The sequence below is a fragment of the Gardnerella sp. 30-4 genome, from assembly GCF_001641215.1.
In the GTDB taxonomy this organism is placed as follows: Bacteria; Actinomycetota; Actinomycetes; order Actinomycetales; family Bifidobacteriaceae; genus Bifidobacterium; species Bifidobacterium leopoldii.
In genome coordinates this window covers 1-24,210 of sequence record NZ_LXJL01000003.1, presented here as the reverse complement: position 1 = coordinate 24,210, position 24,210 = coordinate 1, and the positions used below count along the sequence as shown (strand labels likewise).

General features: G+C 39.4%; 19 protein-coding genes and 1 pseudogene. 12 read left to right on the top strand and 8 right to left on the bottom strand.

From position 1 onward, the window contains the following. The first annotated feature begins 247 nt into the window (after window positions 1-247). Window positions 248-424 (top strand): type IIL restriction-modification enzyme MmeI, encoded by a 177-nt coding sequence (locus A5294_RS00400; RefSeq protein WP_231880161.1) that lies wholly within the window; start codon window positions 248-250, stop codon window positions 422-424. A gap of 80 nt (window positions 425-504) precedes the next feature. On the opposite strand, the gene A5294_RS00395 is transcribed toward A5294_RS00400, so the two are convergent. The 6 genes and pseudogenes from A5294_RS00395 to A5294_RS00370 all read right to left on the bottom strand — a co-directional run bounded on the left by A5294_RS00395 (window position 505) and on the right by A5294_RS00370 (window position 8,961). Further along, entirely contained in the window at window positions 505-3,114 is a 2,610-nt protein-coding gene (locus A5294_RS00395) for an ATP-dependent Clp protease ATP-binding subunit (RefSeq protein WP_064340185.1), read from the bottom strand. 151 nt (window positions 3,115-3,265) lie between these two features. Next, a complete protein-coding gene (locus tag A5294_RS00390; RefSeq protein WP_064340184.1) occupies window positions 3,266-4,684 on the bottom strand; it encodes a DUF3027 domain-containing protein in 1,419 nt (472 codons plus the stop codon). Between the two features lie 17 nt (window positions 4,685-4,701). Beyond that, a pseudogene (locus A5294_RS00385) lies at window positions 4,702-5,127 on the bottom strand (cold-shock protein). Window positions 5,128-5,283: 156 nt separating this feature from the next. Next, window positions 5,284-7,233, bottom strand: a complete 1,950-nt coding sequence (locus A5294_RS00380; RefSeq protein WP_064340183.1) for a cell wall metabolism sensor histidine kinase WalK — start codon at window positions 7,231-7,233, stop codon at window positions 5,284-5,286. 2 nt (window positions 7,234-7,235) lie between these two features. Beyond that, window positions 7,236-7,976, bottom strand: coding sequence for a response regulator transcription factor (locus A5294_RS00375; RefSeq protein ID WP_004106736.1), 741 nt, complete (start codon window positions 7,974-7,976; stop codon window positions 7,236-7,238). A 79-nt stretch (window positions 7,977-8,055) separates the two neighbouring features. Continuing rightward, complete coding sequence (locus A5294_RS00370; protein ID WP_082851856.1) at window positions 8,056-8,961, bottom strand: hypothetical protein; 906 nt, start codon at window positions 8,959-8,961, stop codon at window positions 8,056-8,058. 53 nt (window positions 8,962-9,014) lie between these two features. Between A5294_RS00370 and A5294_RS00365 the strand changes: the two genes are divergently transcribed. Then, on the top strand, window positions 9,015-9,308 hold the full coding sequence (locus tag A5294_RS00365) for a WXG100 family type VII secretion target (protein ID WP_004106739.1): 294 nt from the start codon (window positions 9,015-9,017) through the stop codon (window positions 9,306-9,308). Window positions 9,309-9,411: 103 nt separating this feature from the next. Here the strand turns inward: A5294_RS00365 and groL are convergent, their stop codons facing one another. Together groL and A5294_RS00355 are read right to left on the bottom strand one after the other, a co-directional pair. After that, window positions 9,412-11,037, bottom strand: coding sequence for a chaperonin GroEL (gene groL, locus A5294_RS00360; RefSeq protein WP_004119509.1), 1,626 nt, complete (start codon window positions 11,035-11,037; stop codon window positions 9,412-9,414). Between the two features lie 199 nt (window positions 11,038-11,236). Continuing rightward, window positions 11,237-11,911 (bottom strand): LytR C-terminal domain-containing protein, encoded by a 675-nt coding sequence (locus A5294_RS00355; protein WP_064340181.1) that lies wholly within the window; start codon window positions 11,909-11,911, stop codon window positions 11,237-11,239. A gap of 129 nt (window positions 11,912-12,040) precedes the next feature. Between A5294_RS00355 and A5294_RS00350 the strand changes: the two genes are divergently transcribed. The 10 genes from A5294_RS00350 (at window position 12,041) to A5294_RS00300 (ending at window position 24,137) form a co-directional block, all read left to right on the top strand. Continuing rightward, window positions 12,041-12,757 (top strand): uracil-DNA glycosylase, encoded by a 717-nt coding sequence (locus A5294_RS00350; protein WP_004106746.1) that lies wholly within the window; start codon window positions 12,041-12,043, stop codon window positions 12,755-12,757. 81 nt (window positions 12,758-12,838) lie between these two features. Beyond that, on the top strand, window positions 12,839-13,972 hold the full coding sequence (locus A5294_RS00345; protein ID WP_100209141.1) for a MoxR family ATPase: 1,134 nt from the start codon (window positions 12,839-12,841) through the stop codon (window positions 13,970-13,972). Further along, entirely contained in the window at window positions 13,969-14,910 is a 942-nt protein-coding gene (locus tag A5294_RS00340) for a DUF58 domain-containing protein (RefSeq protein ID WP_064340180.1), read from the top strand. Before A5294_RS00345 ends, A5294_RS00340 begins: the two co-directional genes overlap by 4 nt. 1 nt (window position 14,911) lies before the next feature. Continuing rightward, complete coding sequence (locus A5294_RS00335; protein WP_004106752.1) at window positions 14,912-15,439, top strand: hypothetical protein; 528 nt, start codon at window positions 14,912-14,914, stop codon at window positions 15,437-15,439. Continuing rightward, entirely contained in the window at window positions 15,439-16,575 is a 1,137-nt protein-coding gene (locus tag A5294_RS00330; protein ID WP_064340179.1) for a VWA domain-containing protein, read from the top strand. Before A5294_RS00335 ends, A5294_RS00330 begins: the two co-directional genes overlap by 1 nt. After that, window positions 16,572-17,687: a VWA domain-containing protein gene (locus A5294_RS00325; protein ID WP_004119495.1), complete on the top strand. Its 1,116-nt coding sequence runs from the start codon at window positions 16,572-16,574 to the stop codon at window positions 17,685-17,687. The genes A5294_RS00330 and A5294_RS00325 overlap by 4 nt, the downstream gene beginning before the upstream one ends. Then, window positions 17,684-18,271, top strand: a complete 588-nt coding sequence (locus tag A5294_RS00320; RefSeq protein WP_064340178.1) for a DUF6466 family protein — start codon at window positions 17,684-17,686, stop codon at window positions 18,269-18,271. Before A5294_RS00325 ends, A5294_RS00320 begins: the two co-directional genes overlap by 4 nt. A 303-nt stretch (window positions 18,272-18,574) precedes the next feature. After that, on the top strand, window positions 18,575-20,182 hold the full coding sequence (locus A5294_RS00310) for a triacylglycerol lipase (protein WP_064340177.1): 1,608 nt from the start codon (window positions 18,575-18,577) through the stop codon (window positions 20,180-20,182). Between the two features lie 61 nt (window positions 20,183-20,243). Further along, window positions 20,244-21,686: an adenylosuccinate lyase gene (gene purB / locus A5294_RS00305; RefSeq protein WP_064340176.1), complete on the top strand. Its 1,443-nt coding sequence runs from the start codon at window positions 20,244-20,246 to the stop codon at window positions 21,684-21,686. 15 nt (window positions 21,687-21,701) lie between these two features. Further along, on the top strand, window positions 21,702-24,137 hold the full coding sequence (locus tag A5294_RS00300) for a lysylphosphatidylglycerol synthase transmembrane domain-containing protein (RefSeq protein WP_064340175.1): 2,436 nt from the start codon (window positions 21,702-21,704) through the stop codon (window positions 24,135-24,137). The last annotated feature ends 73 nt before the right edge of the window (window positions 24,138-24,210 follow it).

Genomic DNA, 24,210 nt, shown 5'->3' with positions numbered 1-24,210 from the left:
ATTAGATACCTTAAATCCAAGCTTCTTAAAAACATAGTTTTGAATTTATTTATAGGTTGCTTTACTTTCGGCACTTGTTAAGTCCATATCATCCATCGGAAGTTCTACACTAATATATTTCTTTGAATCTAGTTTGGAAAGCAACACGATTGTCTCAACATGATGAGTGTTGGGATATATAACACAGAAAGCAACAGTTTCATATTATAAAAGCAAACAGTTCCAGAGTTCAGAAGGAAAAGTTTCATTGTATCCAAGAATTAAGAAACTAGACCCAACATACATGCCTCAAGATTTGCGCAAAGTTCACAACGAGCTAGATAAAATAGTAGACGTTGCTTTTGGTGCCACAAAGCCTTGCTCTAATAATGACGAGCGTTTGGAAATTCTCTTCAAATCCTATATTCGCATGACTAAGGAATGAATTTAAGTTAAATAAGTAGAAAAGCCCGACGAGATTTATGCGCCGGGCTTTTAGTGTATTCAGTTAGTTATTGTGTAACTTTACTTATTCTTATTGCTATCTTCTTTAGCAGTAATATCTTCTTTAGCTGCGCTATCTTCTTTTTCGCTATCTTCAGATTTATTTTCTTCAGACTTGCTATCTTCAGTAGCAACAACAGCAGTTGTGTCTATTGTCTCGAACTTTTCGCCTTTAATTGTGAACTCCCCCAGCAATCCTTCGCCTTCAGCATCCACCTTAATGTGTTCGCCGTCAGAAAGTTCACCAAGCAAAATCTTTTCAGAAATAGTATCCTCAATATCTCTCTGAATTACGCGACGCAACGGACGTGCACCAAGCAAAGGATCGAAGCCCTTCTGTGCAAGCAAATTCTTAGCGGCATCCGTAATTTCTAGAGACATGTGACGGTCAAACAGCCTGTCGTTAAGCAACTTCACGTCCATGTCAACAATTTTACGAACTTCTGGCTCTGTAAGCTGACGGAACACAATAGTGTCGTCCAAACGGTTTAAGAACTCTGGACGGAAATGACGCTTAAGCTCAGAATTAACCTGATCTTTCATGCGCTGATACGTGGAATCAGCGTTATTTCCAAGTGTAAAGCCAGTGTTTGCAGCCTTCGCAATATCGCGAGTACCAAGATTTGTGGTAAGAATAATAATCGTATTCTTAAAGTCCACTTTTCTACCCTGACCGTCTGTTAAGTGACCGTCATCGAGTACTTGCAAAAGCGTGTTGAAAATATCTGGATGAGCTTTTTCAATCTCGTCGAAAAGCACCACAGAGAATGGCTTTCTGCGAACTTTTTCAGTAAGCTCGCCGCCTTCTTCATATCCAACATATCCAGGAGGAGCACCGAAAAGCCTAGACGCAGCATACTTTTCTGCAAACTCTGACATGTCAACTCTAATTAAGGCATTATCGTCATCAAACAAGAAGTTTGCGAGTGCCTTGGCGAGCTCAGTTTTACCAACTCCAGTAGGACCGGCAAAAATAAACGATCCAGAAGGACGTTTAGGATCCTTCAAACCAACTCGAGCACGACGAATCGATCGAGCTAAAGCAGACACAGCTTCATCTTGACCAACAATACGCTTGTGAAGTTCAGATTCCATTTGAAGAAGCTTCTGCGATTCCGCTTGAGTAAGCTTTACTACAGGAATGCCTGTAGTGCTTGAAACAACGGAAGCGATCATGTCTTCGTCAACAACCATCTTGACGTTAGACTCGCCTTCGCGCCAAGCCTTTTCCTTCTCTGCAGCTTCATTCTCGAGCTTTTCTTGATCGTCGCGAAGATTGGCAGCTTCTTCAAAATCTTGCTGCTTGATTGCTTCATCTTTCTTTTCGGAAATCTTAGCAATCTTATGGTTTAATTCTTTGAGCTCAGGTGGCTGAGTCAATCGCTTAATACGCAAGCGCGCACCAGCTTCATCAATAAGATCAATAGCCTTATCTGGAAGGTGACGATCTTGAATGTAACGATCAGAAAGCTCAGCAGAAGACTGTAAAGCTCCATCGGTAATAGTTACATGATGGTGATTTTCGTAGCGAGAACGCAATCCCTTAAGAATCTCAATAGTTTCAGCAATTGTAGGTTCTGGAACTTGAATCGGCTGGAAACGACGCTCCAAAGCAGCATCTTTTTCAATATACTTGCGATACTCGTCAGTAGTAGTAGCACCAATTGTCTGTAGCTCTCCACGCGCAAGCATTGGTTTAAGCATATCGGATGCGCCAAGAGCTCCATCAGCAGAACCTGCTCCAACAATAGTGTGAATTTCATCAATAAAAAGCACAATATCGCCGCGTGTTTTAATTTCTTTAAGCACTTTCTTCAAGCGCTCTTCGAAATCGCCACGATAGCGAGATCCTGCAATCATTGAACCTAAGTCTAGCGAATAAACTTGCTTATTTTTTAACGTTTCAGGCACATCGCCTTCAACGATTTTCTGTGCGAGACCTTCTACAACTGCAGTCTTACCAACTCCAGGCTCGCCAATAAGCACAGGATTATTCTTCGTGCGTCGGCTAAGTACAACCATAACGCGTTCAATTTCTTCAGAACGACCTATAACAGGATCAAGCTTTCCTTCTTGAGCTTCAAATGTTAAATTGCGTCCAAATTGATCAAGAAGAGCAGAGCCGGATTGATTTCGCTTATCTTGTACACTTCCAGCATTAGCTAACTCGCCCTTCTCGCTACCGTTAGGAGCATTATCTCCACGAATTAAATCAACAGTAGTGCTTCGCAAATCTCCAAGATCAACTTCCATCTTTATAAGTACTTGCGTGCCCACACCTTCGCCTTCGCGTATAAGCCCTAGCAAAATATGCTCAGTACCAATATAACTGTGACCAAGCTGAAGAGCTTCGCGCAAACTCAGTTCAAGCACTTGCTTAGCGTGAGGCGTAAAAGGAATATGACCAGCAGGCGAAACAGTGCCTTTGCCGATCATCTCTTCAACCTGTTTGCGAGTGCCTTCTAGGTCTACGCCTTTTGAGCTTAACGCTTTCGCGGCAATGCCCTCACCTTCGCGAATAAGCCCGAGCAAAATATGCTCAGTACCAATATAATTGTGCTGAAGTGAGCGAGCCTCTTCCTGAGCTAGCACAATCACGCGTCGTGCGCGATCAGTGAACCGTTCAAACATAACTGCCTTCCGTTCTTTTCTTTCATTCCATGGTAACGAGTCGCCATGACGCGAAGCGTCGTATATATTTACTCATTCGTACAGCATTCCATAGCATCACAATAATCATGAATGATGAATCTAAATGTTCATATTTTCGTTTCTTGCATAATTACTTATGTTGTCTGCGAGATTTTCTTTTATATAATCGCATTGATGCGGATGTTGTAGTTTTTGAAGTGTCTTCAGATTCTTGTGGCTCTTCAATTTTTTCTGTTAACGGTATTTCTTCTGTAACAGAATTTTCGTCTGGCAAGTTTACTTCTGAAGAATCAGGATAATCTGCATCGTTTTGGGATTTTTCAGATTTTTCAGATTCATTAGCTACAGTCTCTTCAATTTTTTCAGTTTGATTTTTAACTTCAATTTCACGATTTTTGTCATCATTATTTTCATATAATTTTTCGTCAATAGTTGAATTGTCAATTAAATCAGGTTCAGATAAATTATTTTGTTCATCTTTGTCTGTTGAGGCTTCTTTTTTGTTGCGCAATTTTGAATCTAATTTTCTGCGCTTACGACGATGCATCTTACTGTCTTCAATTGCTTCCTCAATAAGCTCAACGTCTGCTCGCTCATCTCGTGGAGCTTGTTGCAAAATGTCAATATGATAATCGTCGTATGCGGGCTCAGATTGAATCCAAAGCTGCGATGGCTCAGGTGGTTCAATGTCAGAATGCTCACCACAAGCATGATCAAGCGAGACAACTCGCCCATCGTCTGGGCTCCACATGTTTGCGCATACACCAAACATAGAGCCTAAACTTCCAGCTAGAGGAATGAGGAATCCGCATGATGAACATGCTTTGCCATCGGCAATTTTTGTAGATAACGACTTTGGACCATGTTGACCTGCGTACCAGCGTTTAGCTGTTTGCGAAATTGCTTCCGCAGTCATTACTCGTCTGCGAGACAGTCTTAGCGTTGAAACAGCTTCTTCAAGATCTTCGTCAAAATCATTATTTGCATCGCAAGATTCTTGATTTTGATTAATATCTTTTTTTGCGTTTGCGTTTGTGTCTGCATCTTCTTCGCTAGTATTAGCTTCAGTATTATCTTCAGCCTCAGTATTAGCTTTAGCGTCATCTTCAGTTTTAGACTCAGAATTATCATCTGAATTTGCTGATTCTATATTCTTTTCAGAATTACTATCATCAATATTATTTACTTGACGGAAGCCATCTTCTAGTCGAGAATCGTCTTCAGATGTGCCAATAGAATCCATTACAGAAAGATCACTTGGTTTCAATCGGTCTTTCCATGGAATCCATGGTGGTGGAAGCAAAGAATCTTCAGTAGGAACAAGCGTTGATTCATTCACAGTCCAACGTTGCGTTTCCTCATCATGATACAACGTAACTGACCACTGCCAGCCTTCATATCCAACTAAATTGCTTACGAAACGAAAGTCTGTAACTCCGTCACCAAGCTCTGTAGAAGATACAAAATCACCTACTGCACCAGTACGTTCTGAAGTTTCCACAGCTATACTTCTAGCTAGTTCTTGTGGATCCATCACTTCATCAGTCATAAATAATATTCCAGACACTATTCCTGAACGTCAAAATTATCTGCCACTGCACGCAACAATGTAGCAAGTTTTTTGCTTTCAGCAGTTGATGGATAATGACGTCGACGCAAACCATTACCAGCAGAATCAAGAAGTTTAATAAGATCTTCTACAATAGCCGCCATATCTTCGGCTTTAGGACGAGTAGCCTTGACAAGCGACGGTGCTGTTGCAATAACATTCAAACCCATCGCCTGTGGTCCTTTGCGACCTTCAATTACAGAAAACTCAACTCGTGTACCCTTGTGTAGAGTTTTTACAGTAACTGGCAATGCTGCTGCTGGCAGGAAAACATCCTTACCATCATCTCCAACAATAAAGCCGTACCCCTTCTGCGTATCGTACCAACGCACGCGCCYWTTKKKYWTWWYWMAYSWYACNSSMRAYMAYYSWSATYTNCRCAMGSWGWAKYGYMSRMRGCRTCANGNATSWGYATAWGMGAYAGGTCTATAGATAGTGTACCAAATATTATTATTACTTGTTTCCTTATTACATTGTAGCGCATACACGCGGGCAATAAAATTTTTTTAACCTACGCAAGTGTTACTCATGCCAATATTTTAATCGCTAACAAGTTTAGAAGGATCTTCAATTTCATTAACTGGCAGCACTACAGTAAGAGTTAAGCCATGAGGTTTAACATCTATCGGCTCAGACCCATCCATAGTGTCATCAAGATTAGTTTTAGAATCGGTCGATGCTTCTGATGGAGAAGATATAGTTGCGCAAATAAAACCATGATGTGCTTTTACTACAGATTGCGCAATTGCCATACCCAAGCCAGTTCCACCTTTTTCTCTAGCTCTTGATGGGTCAGCAATATAGAAACGCTCGAAAATTCTAGATAAAGATTCTTCTGGAACTCCAGGACCATGGTCAACAACTCGAATTACAGCATACTTATGACCAGTATCAGTAGATTGGCTAACTTCCGCTGCTTCCAAAAACTCCTTCAGTGATTCTTTTACAGAAGGTAATTTAGATAATTCATTTGGAGTTATAGATGCCTTCATAACTCCTACTGCAATTTCTACAGGAGAATCAACAGGGGTGTATCTATGAATATTTCCTACGATATTTGTCATTACTTGGCGTAATCTAGCGCCATCGCCAAGTAACATAACACTTGGAAGTTTTCCAGCATGGAATTGGAGCTTACGCTCAAAATTGCAATTTGTGCAATTCATAAGCTTCCACTCATCCGAAATAGTCAAATAGCCTTGCTGAACGGATCTAGCAGGATCAAGAGCATGTAAATCATTAGCTGCGTCAGAAAGTATTGGAGACAAGCTAACTTGCTGTGAAATATTAATTCCACGACCTTCATCAAAACGCGCCAAAGAAAGTAAATCTTCTACTAGCTCAGTCATTCTTTCGCTAGAAGCTTTAATGTGAGCAATAGAGTCATCTGCTCTCTCCTGCTCTCCTGGCATGTTGCGCCACATTGTATACAATTCAGCGTATCCATGAATTGCAGCCAATGGAGTACGTAATTCATGACTTGCATCTGAAACGAATCGCTTCATTTTTTCTGTCATATCTTCTTGCTCATTAAATCCTCTTTCAATACGAGCGAGCATAGAGTTAAGAGAAGCTGCTAAAGATCCAACCTCAGTATTTTCAGGAGCAGATGGAACTCGTTTGCTTAAATCTCCAGAAGCAATTTTCGAAGCTGTTTTTTCAATTCGTTTTAACGGTCTTAAAGCTGATTGAATAATAATTGCTGCAAATACTGCTCCAAACAAAATAACTGCAATACTTACCATTATGCAGTAACGAGTAAGTGTGCTAACGGTGTCAATTTGATCGCTAAGAGATAAAGCAATATAGACGTAACCGCTAACGCTTAACTCTGAGTTATAGTTATTCTTTTGACCCCACGTTAATACTAAAACTCTCCATGGTGATTTTGCAGCTTTTTTAGTGATTGCATCGACTTTATTGGTATTTCCCCTGACGATTGCAGGTGCTGTGTAAGGTTTGTGAGTAACAATTTTTTTACTATCAAAACCGTCTGCAGGAAGTTTAGGAACCGAAACAATCGATCCTTTAATTTTGGGTATTAATGGAGTAGAAATAATCTTATTATGCGTATCCCTAACTTGCATAAAGTAATTATTCGGACCTACTGAAGATTGATTTGAGTTTTTCATGCGCAATGAATCAACATTGTCATAAACAAATTGCGCTTGACCGGCTAATTGTGCATCAGTTTTTTCTAGCAAATAATTTCCTACGAGCTGCTGAATCGATAGTGATATGCAAAAAGCAGCTACAGTTAAAATAGCGAGAGTACATGCAACTAAGCGCGTACTCAGTGGTATCGTATTTATGCGACGACGTAGCCAACAGGTTTTACGAGGTTTTTTATCTTTTTTGTCATTTTCGCTTAGCACTATCGCAACACTTTTTCCAGCAGTGCTAACATCTGAATCATCTTTAGAGTTATTATTCGTACTGTTGCTAATAGTTGATTCAGCATTATCGTAGTTATTATTACTAGATTGCATGATCAGGCTTGACCTGCCTTAGGTTCTCGAATCATATAACCGATGCCACGTTTAGTTTCAATAAGAGGAACTACTTTTTGCGGCTTTCCTGAATCGTCAGTAATTTCAATGCCATCAATCTTCTTTCTTAAATAAGAAATATAAGATTCAACTATCGCTGCGTCTCCGCCCCAATCGTACTGCCATACATGATTCAAAATCTGGCTTTTTGACAGAACTCGACCTTCATTGTCCATAAGATAATGAAGTAGTTTGTATTCAGTTGGGCTAAGTTCGATTGGCATACCGCATCGAGTTACATCATGAGAATCTTCATTAATCTCAAGATCCGCAACTTTTATAATATGAGTTTCTTCATCAGGTTCTTGTGTTCTGCGAAGAATTGCTCGTATTCTTGCCACTACTTCTTCCAAGCTGAATGGCTTTGTAACGTAGTCATCTCCACCAACGGTTAGACCCATAATTTTATCTTGTGTATCGTCTCTTGCAGTTAGGAACAATACAGGAACTTTAATTCCATTTTGACGAATACGCCTCGTAACAGTAAAACCATCAATATCTGGGAGCATAACATCCATAACGATAAGATTCGGATTTACTCGTTCAATTACTTCAACAGCTTCTGAGCCGGATGCAGCAGTTTCTACTTCAAACCCAGCAAAATGCAAAGATGCTACCAAAAGTTCACGGATTGATGGCTCGTCATCGACCACGACAATAGATGCTTCAACGTTCTTACTCATATTGATTAGCATCACTTATCAAGCTGAATGTTTCCTGAATAATTGCTGAAAATAAAACAAGTTATCGAATATTTTTTGTCTACCTGTGACGAGCGTGCCTTCTACGAGCTTTTCTAACACCAGCAAGTACTTGACGTTGTATGCGATTCTTTCTAAACAGAATAATCGCGACTATTGAGAATAATGCCAACAATATTAATAGCATAATAATTGTAGAAATAAGACTTGCAGAAGAAGTTGTTGACGTACGTTTTGCACGCATTATTTGTTTCATCATCATTATTGCAGATTGATCCCAATGCGTTCCAGTTGTGCTTACTAATGGCTTATAAGCTGCATCGGATAACGAGTCTACAGTATTTTTATTTTTGAGCCATTCATCGGAATTAGGCGAAACAGCTACAACTAATCTTCCATCATGAGTTGCTACTGCAAGCAGCACAGTATTTTTAGCTGGAAGCGTACTAATCAACAAATCACTAGCCCATTTTGATGGATTTTTTGTATTTCCAAAAGTAGACAAATATAAGAGCCTAACATTTACTCCTGTACGCTTTTTTGTTGTCTCAATCATGTCAGCAACTTTACTGACAGAATCCCCAAGCAAATTTTCTGTGTCTGTTATTGAGTCTGTTGCAACTATTCCAGAATTTTGCTCATTATTTTCAGCATATGCATTAATTGTATTTACTCCATTTAAAGGTGAAAATATGAGCGAATTTATTGGAAGAGTTGGAAGAATAAAAGAAAAACTAAATAAAAATGCCATTAATAAAAGCAATACGCGTTTAGCTAAAAATAGTTTTGAGTGAAGATGCTGGTAGTTAAAATTTGCAACGCGCGTGCAAGCTAAGCTTTTAACCACATTGGCGCATAAATCTTTTTCGTACTTTTTTGATGGCATATATTCATAATAGCGTGACATCACACAAGTAAAAGTAGCATTATAAAAATCTTTGCTTAATTTATGTGAAATGTTTCGCAAAAATAATTTATAAAGAAGCGTTTATTTAGACGCAAAACAAATGGAGGGGAAATATGGCACAATTTCGAGTTGATTCAGAGCAAATTCAGCAGGCTGCGGCAGCCGTTGGAACCTCGGTTAGTGCAATTAGAGATGCAGTCAACGGGATGTATGCCAATTTACAGCAATTACAAAGCGTGTGGACTGGATCGGCGGCTACACGATTTGCGTCGACCGCTCAGCAATGGCGAGCAGCGCAACAACAAATGGAACAATCGCTAGAAGCAATTCAGCAAGCTATGCAACATGCATCAGGAGTGTATCTTGATGCTGAAACGCAAGCTACTTCGTTATTTGGGATGAGCTGATTAATGTGATGAAAAAGTCAATGGCGACACGCTTACATTGAGCATGCCGCCATTTACTTAAACTATTAAGTTTTAGACTTTTGAGCCACTTTTATTTTTTTATTTAGTAGCCCATGTCGGCACCAGCTTGTGGTGCAGCAGCTGCCTTCTCAGGCTTGTTGGCAACAACAGCTTCAGTGGTTAAGAACAAACCAGCAATAGAAGCTGCATTCTGTAGAGCAGAACGAGTTACCTTAACTGGGTCAGTAACGCCGGCAGCCATCAAATCTTCGTAAGTGTTAGTTGCAGCATTGAAGCCTTCGCCTTCTGGAAGTTCGCGTACCTTGTTGAGAACGACGTCTCCAGAAACACCAGAGTTTTGAGCGATCTGCTTGATTGGAGCTTCTACAGCACGGAACACAATTGCAGCACCTGTAGCTTCTTCACCCTTAAGCTCTGTGATAGCTGGTGTCTTTTCAATCTTCGCAGCAGCCTGAACCAAAGCTACGCCACCGCCTGGAAGCAAACCTTCCTCAATGGCAGCCTTAGCATTACGAACTGCATCTTCAATGCGATGCTTGCGTTCCTTAGCTTCGACTTCAGTAGCAGCGCCAACCTTAATAACAGCAACGCCACCAGCGAGCTTAGCAAGACGCTCTTGCAACTTTTCGCGATCGTAATCAGAATCAGTGTTCTCAATTTCGGCGCGAATCTGAGCTACGCGAGCATCAACATCTTCCTTTGAGCCAGCACCGGAAACGATAGTTGTTTCATCCTTAGAAACAATCACCTTAGCTGCATGACCGAAAACAGAAGCATCGATTGAATCAAGCTTCAAACCAAGATCGTCGGACACAACCTGTGCACCGGTCAAAATAGCCATATCCTGGAGCATAGCCTTACGACGATCGCCGAATCCTGGAGCTTTAACAGCAACAGTATTGAAAGTTCCACGAATCTTGTTCAAAACAAGCGTTGGCAATGCTTCACCATCAACATCTTCAGCAATAATAAGCAATGGCTTACCAGACTTCATAACAAGCTCAGCGATGTGGACGATATCCTGCTGGCTTGAAACCTTGCCAGAAGTGAGCAAAATGTATGGATCTTCAAGAACAGCAGTTTGATCGTCAGCGTTAGTGACGAAGTAAGGGGAAATATAACCCTTATCAAAGCGCATACCTTCAGTGAAGTCCAAGTCAAGACCAAACTTGTTGTTGTCTTCAACTGTAACAACACCATCCTGACCGACTTTATCCAAAGCTTCAGCGATCTTTTCGCCAACTTCAGGATCAGCTGCAGAAATCGTAGCAGTAGCAGCAATCTGTTCCTTGGTCTCAACATCCTTTGCAGAAGCAAGCAATTCCTTAACGATTGCTTCAGCAGCCTTTTCAATGCCGCGACGAAGAGCAATTGGGTTGCTTCCTGCAACAACGTTCTTCAAACCTTCATGCACCAAAGACTGTGCCAAAACAGTAGCAGTTGTGGTTCCGTCGCCTGCAACGTCATCAGTCTTCTTAGCTACTTCTTTAACAAGTTCGGCGCCAATACGCTCGTATGGATCTTCAAGATCAATTTCCTTAGCAATAGAAACACCATCGTTAGTAATGGTTGGAGCGCCGTAGGCTTTGTCAAGCACAACGTTTCGACCCTTTGGACCAAGTGTAACCTTAACAGTGTCTGCAAGCTTATCAAGACCTGCGAGCATACCCTGACGGGCGTCCTCTTCATAGGCAATAATCTTTGCCATTATTCCTCCACATACGTTATTTATGGACTTTTCACTGCAATCTTGAGTAATAAGCCGTCAGCTGCTTATTATCACTCTCAAGGCTTGAGTGCTAATTTGAAGATTAGCACTCTATGTACCCGAGTGCCAACTTTTTTGGCGTTTATACACAAAAACCGGTTGGAAATAATTCTAACCGGTTATTTTTATGCGAAAAATATTACTTGCAAAGCACAACTACAATCGGAGAAACGATTTCTTTTTCGTTTTCGACAGCGCTAATACCTAAAGTCTTTGCAATATCTTCAGCTGCAGCTTTTTGGGAATCGTCTTTATACCAAACAACAGATTCGCTTGGGACTTTACCAGTTGGATTTCCAGCTGTCACATTTGCGTATCCTGCTTGCTTTAACTTATCTGCGCCAGCAGCAGCATGACCGCTTATCTTGGTTGCGTTAAGAACTTTCACAGCAACTGATTTGTCCAGTGAAGTTTGTGCTTTAGAATCATTTGCTGAATTATCTTTAGAGTCATCAGCATCTTTCTTATCTGATTTATTTTCTTCAGATTTATTATTATCGTCGTCATCATCTTCGTCTTCAGAAGATTTATCTTCGTCGCTTTTAGCAGACTTTTTGTTTTCAGAAGGCTTAGCAGGAGATGTTGATTGAGATGATTGTTGCTGATGGTTCCAAGACAACGGAAGATGTGAGATTTCACCAGAAGCAATAGCCCAAACCAAAACGCCAACAACCGCCGCAATGATTAATGCAACAAAATAAGGAAGTATTACGGCATACCACGCAGGATTTCCACGATGAACTCCAACTGGTCCCTCTGGTGGCTCATCAAAAGCATCAGGCGTATACGACACGTTCTGATTATTTCGCGCCATAATTGCACTCCTTATAAAAGATCATTTAAACAACAATGAATCTATATTATCCAATGCTTAGCACAAAGCACAAATTTAGAAAATTTGATTAATTTCCTTTTATGGTATGCCTTGACATACAGTAGCAATATGAATCCTCAAAATATTAAACCTTTAAACGAGCTAATGGATCCTGATTGGGCTGAAGCATTAAAGCCAGTTGAGCCACAAATACGCGCAATGGGAGTATTTTTGCGAGAGCAGATAGAAAGCGGACATCATATTCTTCCTGCTAGCCACAATATTTTGCGTGCTTTTTCTATTCCACTAAAAAGCATTAAAGTTTTAATTGTTGGCCAGGATCCATATCCAACGCCGGGCCATCCAGTAGGCTTAAGTTTTTGCACAGCTGCAAAAGTGCGCCCACTGCCAAAAAGTCTCATAAACATTTATAAAGAATTAGTAAACGATTTAGGCGTAGAAACTCCAAAGAGTGGAGATCTAACACCGTGGACCAGGCAGGGTGTGATGCTTCTTAACAGATGTTTAACTGTTGAGGCTGGTAAGGCAAATAGCCACCAAGGAAAAGGTTGGGAGCCTGTAACCGATGCAGCTATTCGAGCATTAAACAATAGAACTGATTGCAATGGTAATCCATTGCCGCTTGTAGCTATTTTATGGGGTCGTAATGCGCAAAGTTTGGCTCCTTTGCTGACGAATGCAACTCTTATTACATCAGCGCACCCAAGCCCTCTTTCTGCAATGCGAGGATTCTTTGGATCGCATCCATTTTCAAGAGCTAATCAGGCCTTAATTAATATGGGAGTTTCGCCAATTAATTGGTCCCTAGATTCTCAAGAAATCTAATTGTCTTAAATATTGCAAATTATCTTATAAAGACAATAAAAATGCCATTTTTGAACATGTCAGTACTGCATATCGGTTAAAATGTCTCTTATGGCATTATTTCCACCGCAACCACAGAAGAAACCGTTAACCGATAAAACTTCAATTGCTTCTAAGCTTGGCATTGGATCAGCTGTACCTCAGCCGTCTGCTGTTTCTAATACAAGTGCGCAAGTTACTGCAACTATTTCGAGTGATGACATACGTCGTTGCCAACAAATTGCAAATATTTTGCGCGCACGTTTTGCACAAACCTTAGTCGGTCAAGACGCTTTACGAGAGTCTCTTATCCTTACTCTTATTGCAGGCGGACACATTCTTATTGAATCAGTACCAGGTCTCGCAAAAACTACTGCTGCTCAAACTCTTGCAACAGCTATGTCAGGGAGTTTCCGTCGTGTGCAGTGTACTCCGGATTTAATGCCAGCAGATTTAGTTGGTACTCAAGTTTTTGATTTTGCTTCCCAACGTTTTACTACGCAAATTGGTCCTATCCATGCAAATGTTATTTTGTTGGATGAGATTAATCGTTCAAACGCAAAAACTCAATCTGCAATGCTTGAAGCTATGGCAGAAGGAGCAACAACTATTGGAGGCGAAAGAATTCCTCTGCCTCAACCATTTATGGTTATTGCTACGCAAAATCCAATTGAGGAAGAAGGAACATTTAATCTTCCAGAAGCCCAGATGGATCGTTTTATGGTAAAAGCAGTTATGACTTACCCTAATCCTGACGAGGAAGTTCGTATGCTGCAATTACTTACTCAACGAGGATCGGATGTCGTTGATCCTTCAAAGCTAAATACTCAACGCATAAGTTTGCAAGATGTTGTTTTTATGCGTACTGCAGCGCGTCACATACACGTTTCTGAAGCAGTTATGAAGTATGTAGTTGATCTTGTTGCCACTTCTCGCGGTGAAGGTACGCATCCACTTCCTACGATTAATTCATTGGTTCGTATGGGAGCTAGCCCTCGTGCATCAATTGCACTTATTCGTATTGCTCAAGCTCACGCTTTACTTTCTGGACGCGATTATGTGATACCTGAAGATATTAAATTGTTTGCGCATGAAGTGTTAAGGCATCGCATACTTTTAACTTTTGAAGCTTTAGCTGATTCTATTACTACAGATCAAGTAATTGATGCATTAGTTAAGACGGTTCCTGTGCCATGATGCGTACGAAGCGGTTAGTATTATCTGAACCTGCTAAAGCCGTGCGTCGCAAAATTGAGCTTTTGGATCAGCGAATTGATTTGCCTATTGCGCGTAAAGCTTTAGGCTTATTAGAGGGAGACCATCCTTCGCACAGGCGTTTTGGCACAGGTGATGTTATTGACATACACGCATGGCAGCCAGGAGATGAAGCTCGCATGATGAACTGGTCTGCGAGCGCTCGAACTGGACAGCCTATGGTGTCTTCTAGAGAGCGTACTTCGTCTTCTCATACTTGGATTGCTTTAGATACAAGCATAAATATGAATGGAGCTTGTGTTTCTGGAGAATCTCTGTATGAAGTTGCGTCTAATTCTGCATGCTTTTTTGCGTCTTTGAGTTTAAAACGTCATGATGCTGTTTCGTTGTTGTGTGCAGATGGAAAAAATGTTATCAATGTTCATGCTGCCAGCAACTTTTCTGATTTTGAGCGAAATCTAGATTATACGTTGCTTAATACTCGTAAAAATACCAGAGATATTGATGCGTTGCTTACTTCGCTACTAAAAAATATTGACAATAATGGTCTGGTAGTTTTAATAACTGATGAGTATGCATTACAAGCTCATAACGCTGAATCTTTGCGCAAAATTACGCAAAACCATAAGCTTGTTGTTATTGTTATTTCTCCTATTAATCCTTTTGATTCTGCAATTGATTTGCAAATATTTGATGGAATTACTTTACGTAAAGTACCAGCGTTTTTGAAAAAAGAATCAAATAAAAATGAAGTTGAAGCTCGTAGAAATATTAGAATAAACGCTTTATACGATATGCTGCTTGGTGTTCAATCTTCAATAATTCATGGTTCTTCAAGTGAAGAAGTTTTCCATATTTCTGCGCAAAAAGTGAGCCGTACAAATTATCTTGCTGACTCATTTAGCAAGGAGGTTGAATAGAATGAGCCTGGAAGATATTCAAAAGCCTTTACATGATGAAACGCTTTTTTTAATACTACTTTCTGCATCGCTTGTTGTTATCTTTATTGCTTTTGCGGTTTTATATTTTTCTTTTAAAAAGCCAAAGAAATTAGCTGAAAGTAGCAATTCTACAGAAGCAGTTCACGTTCATAATGTAAACAAACAAGCTTGGCGTAAAGATATTGATGCGATTGTTGAGAAGTATCATAACAATGAACTTACTAAAGATCAGGCTTGTGCAAAATTGGCGTCTATTGCTAGATCTTATATTTCGAAGATGAGCGGTGAAGATATTCAAACTCACACTTTGGGAGAATTGGCTTCTTTGCGTTTGAAATGGCGCAATAAAAAAGGTGCTGATATGTTACGCCAAACAATATCTGCTTTGTATCCTCCAGAATTTGCTGATCGCAAAGCAAACGAGCAAGCGCGAAATACTACTGTTGAGCAGGCTGCTGAATGGGTTTTAGTATTGCTTGAAGGCTGGCAAACGAAGGACAAACGTTGATGAGTAATAATGTTTGGGAATACATATGGCCATGGAGATGGCAATGGCCGCTGCTTTTTGTTGCAGGTGTTGTTGTTTCTGTAGCAATTTTTGCTGTCTTACTAATTTTAGATTCCATTCGTAGCAATATTTTAAAAAAGAAGTATAAGAGTCAAACTAGTAATATTACGCGAAAATTCTATACTTTTACTTTTGACAATGATCTACAAGGAACTACTACTAGTCATTCATGGTATATGTGGCGAATGTTTAGAAGGTTTGCTACGGCTGCATTGGTAGTATCTTTGTGCAGTGCGCTTGCTATTGCTTCCAGACCAGCACGAGTGTTTAATGCGAACGAGCAAGTTAGTTCTAGAGACATTGTTTTATGCTTAGACGTTTCAGGTTCTGCTCTACCATATGATCGCGAAGTGATTCAAGCGTATCTTAATTTTATTGAGCATTTTCAGGGTGAACGCATTGGATTGAGCATTTTTAACTCCACATCTAGGACAGTTTTTCCACTGACTGACGACTATCGATTGGCTAAAAAACAATTGCAATATGCTGCAAATTTGCTTGGCGGAGTTCAATCGCAAAGTCGCATTAATCGTTTACAACAACGTCAATATCAAGAAATTTCTGACTGGCTTGAAGGAACTCAAAATCGCAAAAACGCAACATCGCTTATTGGAGACGGTTTAGTTAGTTGCGCAGCAATGCTTCCAGGTTTTATTTATGGTTCTGCTCATAATAACCATAAAATACAAAGCCGTTTTAATAGAAGTTCTTCTATTGTTCTTGCTACAGATAATGTTGTTTCTGGAAAACAAACTTACTCATTAAAGCAAGCTTTAGATTTAACAAAGCAGGCTAAAATTACTGTCGATGGGTTATATTCTGGCGCAAAACAGAATGAGAATGATGACACTACATTAGAAATGAAACAGCTTATTGAATCTCATGGTGGAATTTTCCTGTCTCAACGCAATTCTGATTCCGTTATTAATTTAGTAAAAGAAATTGAAAAAAGACATACAGCAATTCCTCAAGGCGCTGCTCAGTCTGCATTTAGTGACGATCCTGGTCTTTGGGTTTTGTTTACTGTGTTTAGCGTTGTGATTTGGCTAGCTATTGCAAAGAAGATGAAGCGATGACAACAACACTATTTTCTGCTACTACCCTACTGTTTGCACACGCTAAAATTGAAGCTTCTGACACTTCTCAAGCAGGTCAGTTGGTTTTTTCTCCATCATATGGTTGGATTATTGCGATTATTGCAATATTGGTTTTGTTGGCAGCAATGTTTTTTGAAATTGTGCCTATACGCAGGAAACCTGAATCAAGTGATGAAACTTTTTGCATGAGATTAAGACGTATTGGCATATGTATAATGCTAATAATTTGCGTGCTATCTCCAAGTATTATGCGTTCAACTTTACAAAGAGCAGTAAATGCAACAAACGTGATTATTGCTCTAGATATAACAGGTTCAATGAGAGCAAAAGACGCTGATTATGCAAAAAATAGTAAGATTGAGCGTATTGAAGCAGCAAGGAATATTATTCATCAAATAACAAAATCCTATGCTAACTCAAGTTTTGCTGCTATTTCTTTTGGTGCTTCTACGTCTGTTGATGTCCCATTGACGCCTGATGCTAGAGCAGTTGACAATTGGATAAATACTCTACGAACTGAGCCAACTAGCGTAGCTACTGGAACTAGTCTTGACGCACCTATAGATCAAACTTTGCTTACTGCAAAAGCTATACATGATGCTCATCCAGATGACACAACAGTTTTGTATGTTATAAGCGACGGTGAGGAAACAACTCAACGGAAGCGCCGCACATTTTCATCGCTCAGAGCTTATATTACTAACGCATTTGTTATTGGAATAGGCTCATCTAAAGGAGCTAAAATACCTTTGGAAAAAACACAGCTGCAACTTGACGACTACAGCGAAAACAATACCTCTAATCAATGGGTTATTGATCCTGCTACGGGCAATCCTGGCATTTCAAAGCTTGATGAAAAGAACTTACGAAATATTGCCGATGAGCTTAGCGGCAAGTATATGCACTCATCTTTAAATGTAACATTTGGAGACGAAGCAAAACCAATTCTTTCACACCAATGGAGAATGAACGAGACAGCAAAGCCTCGTTTGAGACCTGAACCAATTATTTGGCCGTTTGCAATATTTGCGTCGATACTTTTAATTTGGGAATTAATGTCGTGGTTTATAACTTCAAGGAAATTAGTATGAAGCACATGTCTAGTCGCACAATTATTCGCATTGTTACATTCTTGTTCTTGATTATTGCGATATTAATAGCGTATTTTGCTATCGTAAATTGGAGAGCACAATACGCATATAATGCTGCTACTGATAGCCTTATTTCTAACATAAAATCTTCCAAGAGTATCGATAGCGACAAGAATGTGCTTTTAACTCAGCAACAGCAAACTGATGCTCAATTTGATGATGCTAAATCTCAAGAAATGATGCTGCTTCCTCAACTTCGAAGTAGTATTGACAAAAATGCTGAATTATCACGAAAGTTAACAGAAAAATTAAAGCAGAATCAAAACAATACTAATAAGCAACAGAAACCGAAAAAGCATAACAATCATTTTAAAAACGATAATTCTGACAATCCTTCTAAAGATAAAAAGCAGTCAGATTCGTCTAAGCCTCAGTTGGACAATACTCAGCGCAATAAAGTTGAAAACTTGCTAAAACAGAACGATCATGTGGATTCTAAATATTCACAGGATCAAGAAGACCAGCAAGGTTTAGAAAAGACAGAAAAACGTACTAAAACTGATGAAAGCAGCAATAAGCCTTGATAATTAAATCTTCAAGATTGGTTATAAGCGAAGCAATAAGCATTGAATAACCTTTTAACCACATTGAATATTTTTTAGTGACTTTTTATTAATGAACGTGTGTAATAACGATTATGCACACATATTACGAATGGCAATGGCTTATACAACGCACTCAAGAGTGCGCTCGCTGCGTTATAGCAGAATCCGCAGCGACTGAATTAGAAGATTGGCAAGGGCTTGCAGCCGAACATTTTCGTCATAGTATGAAAAATATTTCCGCACAAGCGTATGCGTTATATAACATTCGCGGAGGAATATAGTATGTCTTGGAAAGTTAAGTCCTCTGTTGTAGGTGGAATGACGATTAGCGTTGCTGATAGAGAAGCGTATATTAGTTTTTCCAGAAAACTCAACAATATTGCTAAAGAATTGCTTACGCTAAAAAATTTATGGCTTAATGCAGCGATGGTTATTGCCGGTCAAAATTATGGTATACAAAAAGAATCAGGAGCATATATTCATGATTCTTCGCAATCATTTTTAACTGAAAGCATATGTCATGAGTATGCTCATAAATGTTATTTAATGTCTCAAAATTTAGAAAATCTTGCTTTTCTTATTGTAAGAGCAAATAATTTATATGAAGATGCAGAATTTCGTGCAAAAGACGAGTTAGACAATAAAATTTCTTTCCTGGCTCTTGCAAACCCTATTTTTGCTTTACACGTTTTATTGTCTGCAAGTCTTGCTGTCAAACAAGATGATAAAAATCATTCAGGTTTCCAATATCTTGCTAAATGGTCCTACGCAACTAAGAGTATGCAACAAGGAATTATTCGAGGTTTATCGCAGCACCTTATTTTAAATCCTATTACAAGTTTGCCAATATTTATTGCCGGAAATGCGAAAGGCCCCATAAATAAAAAAGAGCGTGAAACCTCACTAAACTTTTTATCCAATGCTCAAAAATATTTATCACAAGCTATTCCATTTATTTCTAGTGCTCTTAGCTTCGTAAGCGCGCCTATTAATGATCGAAAGCAAGGTAATAATTTACTTCTCACTAAAGTAAATGAGACGTGGAGAAAACCTGGATCTGTTCTTGCTAGACCTGGACGTAATCTGCTTGAAACTTTAGAAAATTTAACGGAACTTGGAAGCGGAAATTTGGGCGTTAGGCCACCACTTGTTAATCCAGATGCTGCTACTATTGCAATTCAACGTTTTAAGCGCAGCGATGGCAGTTCGTCATGGTTAGTAATAATTCCAGGAACTGACGGTAAAGCACACTCTCCTTTTGGTTGGGCACAAAACGCAGAAGTAATGAGTCATAGTTCTTTAATGAGAAAACAAGCTGATAGCACTCGAATGGTTGTAGAAGCTATGAAACGTTCTGGAATTAAACCTAACGAGCCTGTTGCTTTAGTAGGCCATTCTCAGGGAGGCATTGTTGCAGCAAGCATTGCAAGCGATTACTCTAAACAGTACAACATACAGCATGTTGTTACTGCTGGATCTCCTATTGCAAATCATCCAATTCCCAAGAAGACTTGGGTTACTAGTATTGAGATGGACGATGAGATTGTACCATCTTTAGATGGCAAGGAGAATCCTCGTAGAAATAATTGGGTGACTATTCATGGGCATGCAATTCATGTTAAAGAATCTAAGCGTTCTTTACCTCCTGGAGTCACGCGTTTTTCTGGCAAACAATATTCGATTAAAAAATTCGATAATGACGGAATATTCGTTAATGATGTTCCAGAAGAAGGAACTTTAACTCATGATTTGCATTACCATACTGCAGCTTATGAAGATGCTCTTCAACTCGGATCTAAAAGTGTGCGCGAGCAAGATCGACATTTTCAGAATACTATTAATGGCAAATTGCAAAGTACTACATTGTGGCAAGGAATAATGAAAAAATAAAATAATTAAATTCTTATTGAGTAAAATTAAGCTAATTCGCAGCATGATGTAACCTTAAACTATGAAGCTTACCGATATTTCTCCTGCAATAGCTCTGACTCCTCTCGATGGACGTTATCATAATCAAACATCCGCACTCGTTGAATATTTAAGCGAACCTGCGTTAAATCGCGAGCGCATGCGTGTAGAAGTTGAGTGGATGATTCTTCTCGCAAATGGTTATGAAGCCAATCAATTCCAGCCAATTGTTAAGGGTGTTAATCCTTTAACTGATGAAGAATGCTCATATTTGCGTTCTATTCCTGAAAATTTTGATGCTGAGGGAATTGCTCGTCATGCTGCGCATGAGGCTATTACTCATCACGATGTTAAAGCTGTTGAATACTACATTGACGATGCGTTAGACGGAGCAGAGAATAAGCTTGGTCATGCTACTGAGCTTTCAAATTTAAAAACTTTAGTGCATTTTTCATGCACAAGTGAAGATATTAATAATCTTTCTATTGCGCGTTGCGTAAAGCAAGCTGTTTTAAACGTTTATCGTCCGAATTTAGAAGCGATAGTTGATTATTTAGTTAAGAATGCTAACGAATATAGAGATTTATCTATGCTTTCGTTAACTCATGGCCAGCCTGCTACTCCAACTACTTTGGGTAAGGAATTGGCAGTGTTTGCATATCGTTTGCGTCGTCAACTTCGTCATCTTGATAATCAAGAGTATTTAGGAAAGTTGAATGGTGCTACAGGAACTTTTGGAGCTCATTTAGCTGCTTTCCCAGAAGTTGATTGGATTAGCGTATCTCAAGAGTTTGTTGAAAATAGAATGGGTCTTCAATGGAATCCATTAACAACTCAAATTGAAAGCCACGATTGGCAAGCTGAACTTTATAGCACTGTAAGTCACATAAACCATATTTTGCATAATCTTGCAGTTGATGTATGGATGTATATTTCTAGGGGTATTTTTGTGCAAGTTCCTGTAAAGGGAGCTACAGGATCTTCTACTATGCCTCATAAGGTTAACCCTATTCGTTTTGAGAACGCTGAAGCTAATCTTGAGATTTCTTGCTCACTGTTTGACACATTATGTGCAACTCTTACTGAAAGCCGCTGGCAGCGTGATCTTACAGACTCTACTACTCAAAGGAATGTTGGCTCAGCTTTCGGTTATGCTCTTCTTGCTTTGAATAATCTTTTAGGCGGTTTGAAGTCTATTCATCCTAATAAAGAATTTATGGCAAAAGAATTAGACGAAAATTGGGAAGTTCTTGGAGAGCCAATTCAAACAGCAATGCGTGCTGAAGAAATTGCTGGCGTACCTGGTATGGAACAACCATATGAGCAAGTAAAAGAATTAATGCGCGGTCACCATATTTCACAAAGTGACGTAGAAGAATTCATTAAATCTCGTAGCTTTGATGCCAATACTGCAGCTCGTTTGCAAGCAATGACACCAGAATCTTACACTGGATTTGCTTCACGATTGGTGGACTTTATTGATTAAGTAGACGGTAAAGCGATGCAATCTAGCATAAATCCAAATCTTGTTATTGAAGATACTCAGCCTAGCTTAGTACGTAGTTGGGCTGATTTGTTGTATGCAATATCATCAGTTGTAATTGGCGTTTTTACTTTGTTGTCGTCAATGTGTTTGTCAGCAACGGCTGATGCTATGAAGATTGATGCACGAAGTGCTACTCAAATTATAGGGTTATCTTTTAATAATCTTTCATTTGTTCTGATACAGCAAGGTCTTACTCTCATTGTTGTTGCAGAAGTTATTGCACACATGGTTTCTGACAGGCGTTGGATTGATACCGCTATTTCTGTTATTACACTGTTTATAAGTTATGGTTCAGTATGGCTGTTATCTATTGCGATATTTTCTACACACAATATAGCTTTGATTGAATCTTTACAAATGCGGTCCAATAACGCTTGGGCTGATTTGCTTCCAGACATGTACGCTGTTCTAGTTGCTTTTCTTACAGTTAGTGGTCCTAGACGCGAATATAAGCATGTAATGTGGGGCTGGAATGCTTTATTCATTGTTACAGCAATACTTCTATTTTCATCTTGGGACTCCTACTCCGCTGTTCTTGTATCATGCTGCTTAGGAAGAGCAATTGGTACGCTTATTCGTTTCGCAAAAGGCACACGCAGTAAGGGTGCTTGGGGTGACGATATTGTTCTTGCTTTAAAAAATATTGGCATAGATAATCTTACTCAATTAACTCGTAGAACTCAGCAAGCTGATCATACTGGAGTTCTTCGTTCAAGTCTTGATGACGATTTAATTGAAAATTCAAGATTGTATGATGCAACAGACATTCACGGCATACGTTATGTAATTTCAGTATTAGATAATCAAGTTCATTTACCAGGTTATTTAAATCAATTATGGCAGTGGGTGCGTTTAGTAGATATACCGACTCGTAGAGATCGTTCTGCTAGGCATTCTGTTCATCACCATCTTTCTATGCTTCTTGTTTTACGAAATATGCATTTACCAACAGCGAATGTTTATGGAGTAAGCGACAGTGATAAATCTTCAATAATGGTTTTTCATGCTTCTAACGCTCTGCTGCCTTGTAATTTGAACACTTTAACTATTGATGATGCAGCAAAATTAATGCGTTATGTCGATGCGGCTAATACTCGCGGTATTACGCATAGACGCATCACTCCTGAAACTATTGCTAGGCTTGAAGATGGAACCCCAGTTATTGCAGGTTGGCAAAATGGCGATGTTGCCAGCGATGATACAAATATTGCACTTGATAAAGTTCAGCTTTTAACGCTTATTGCATCTTGCACAGATATTGACACTGCTCTTAAAGCTGCTATTAACACATGGGGTGTAGAAAAGTTATCTGCGCTATTGCCTTTTATGCAAAAAGCCGCTATTCCTGCTTCTACGAGATCTTTGCCATCTTGGAATAAAAAAGTTTTCCAAAATCTTTGCAATAAGCTAAGTGAAACAGTTGCTTTAAGCACAGATGAAGAAGATTATGATACTGTGCGTTTAGCTCGTTTCAATATACGTTTCTTTGTTAGCTTAGTTCTTTCAATTGTTGCTGTTGCTGTTATCGCTACACAGTGGCATCCTCAGGAAATATTTGCTGCCTTGCGTCACGCAGATAATGTAATGGTATTTATGTGCTTTGCTTGCAGCATGTTTGCTTGGATTGGATCTGCAATTACTCTCGGCTCATTCATGGATGATCAAAAACCTTCTGCACATGTTTTGTTTGCATCTCAAGCAGCTTCTGGTTTCACAGCAGTTTCTATGCCTGCTGGTGTTGGTCCTGCATTTGTAAATATGCAATTATTAAAGAAAAACGGGTACACTCCGGCTCAAGCTACAGCAATTACTAGTGCAGTATGGCTTATTCAAGCATTAATGACAACTTTAGTATTACTTTCTATAGGCATTTTCACCGGTAAAAATGTGCTTTCTGGAATGATTCCTACTCATATGCTCATTACTTTCATTGGAATAATCACTCTTATAGTTTGTGTTTTAATGGTTATCCCGTCCGCTCGTAAAACAATTCGCAAACATTATTTGCCAATATTATCTGATTACGGTCGTCAAATTAAGGAACTTATTTCACATCCTATGCAACTTATTGCGGGCTCTTTCGGTGCTATTGTGCTTGTTTCATGCATTGGATTGGGTTATTGGATTTCTTTACTTGCATTTGGATATTACGCAAATCCTTGGGAAACAATCTTACTATTCTTACTTGCTAACGCTGCTGGGTCGGCAGTGCCTACACCAGGCGGCTTGGGTGCTGTCGAAGCTTCTCTTACTTTCGCTTTTACATCTGTAGGTGTTCCTCCAACAGTTGCTTTGTCTGCCACCCTTCTGTATAGACTTATGTTCTACTGGTTAAGAATTCCGTTAGGCGCGTTTGCAATGAAGTGGCTTAGCAATAATGAGCTTATATAAGTGAGATTTACAAACATTTGTGTATTTTTATTAGCAAATATCGTATCTGATTTAATACGAGTATGTTTTAAAT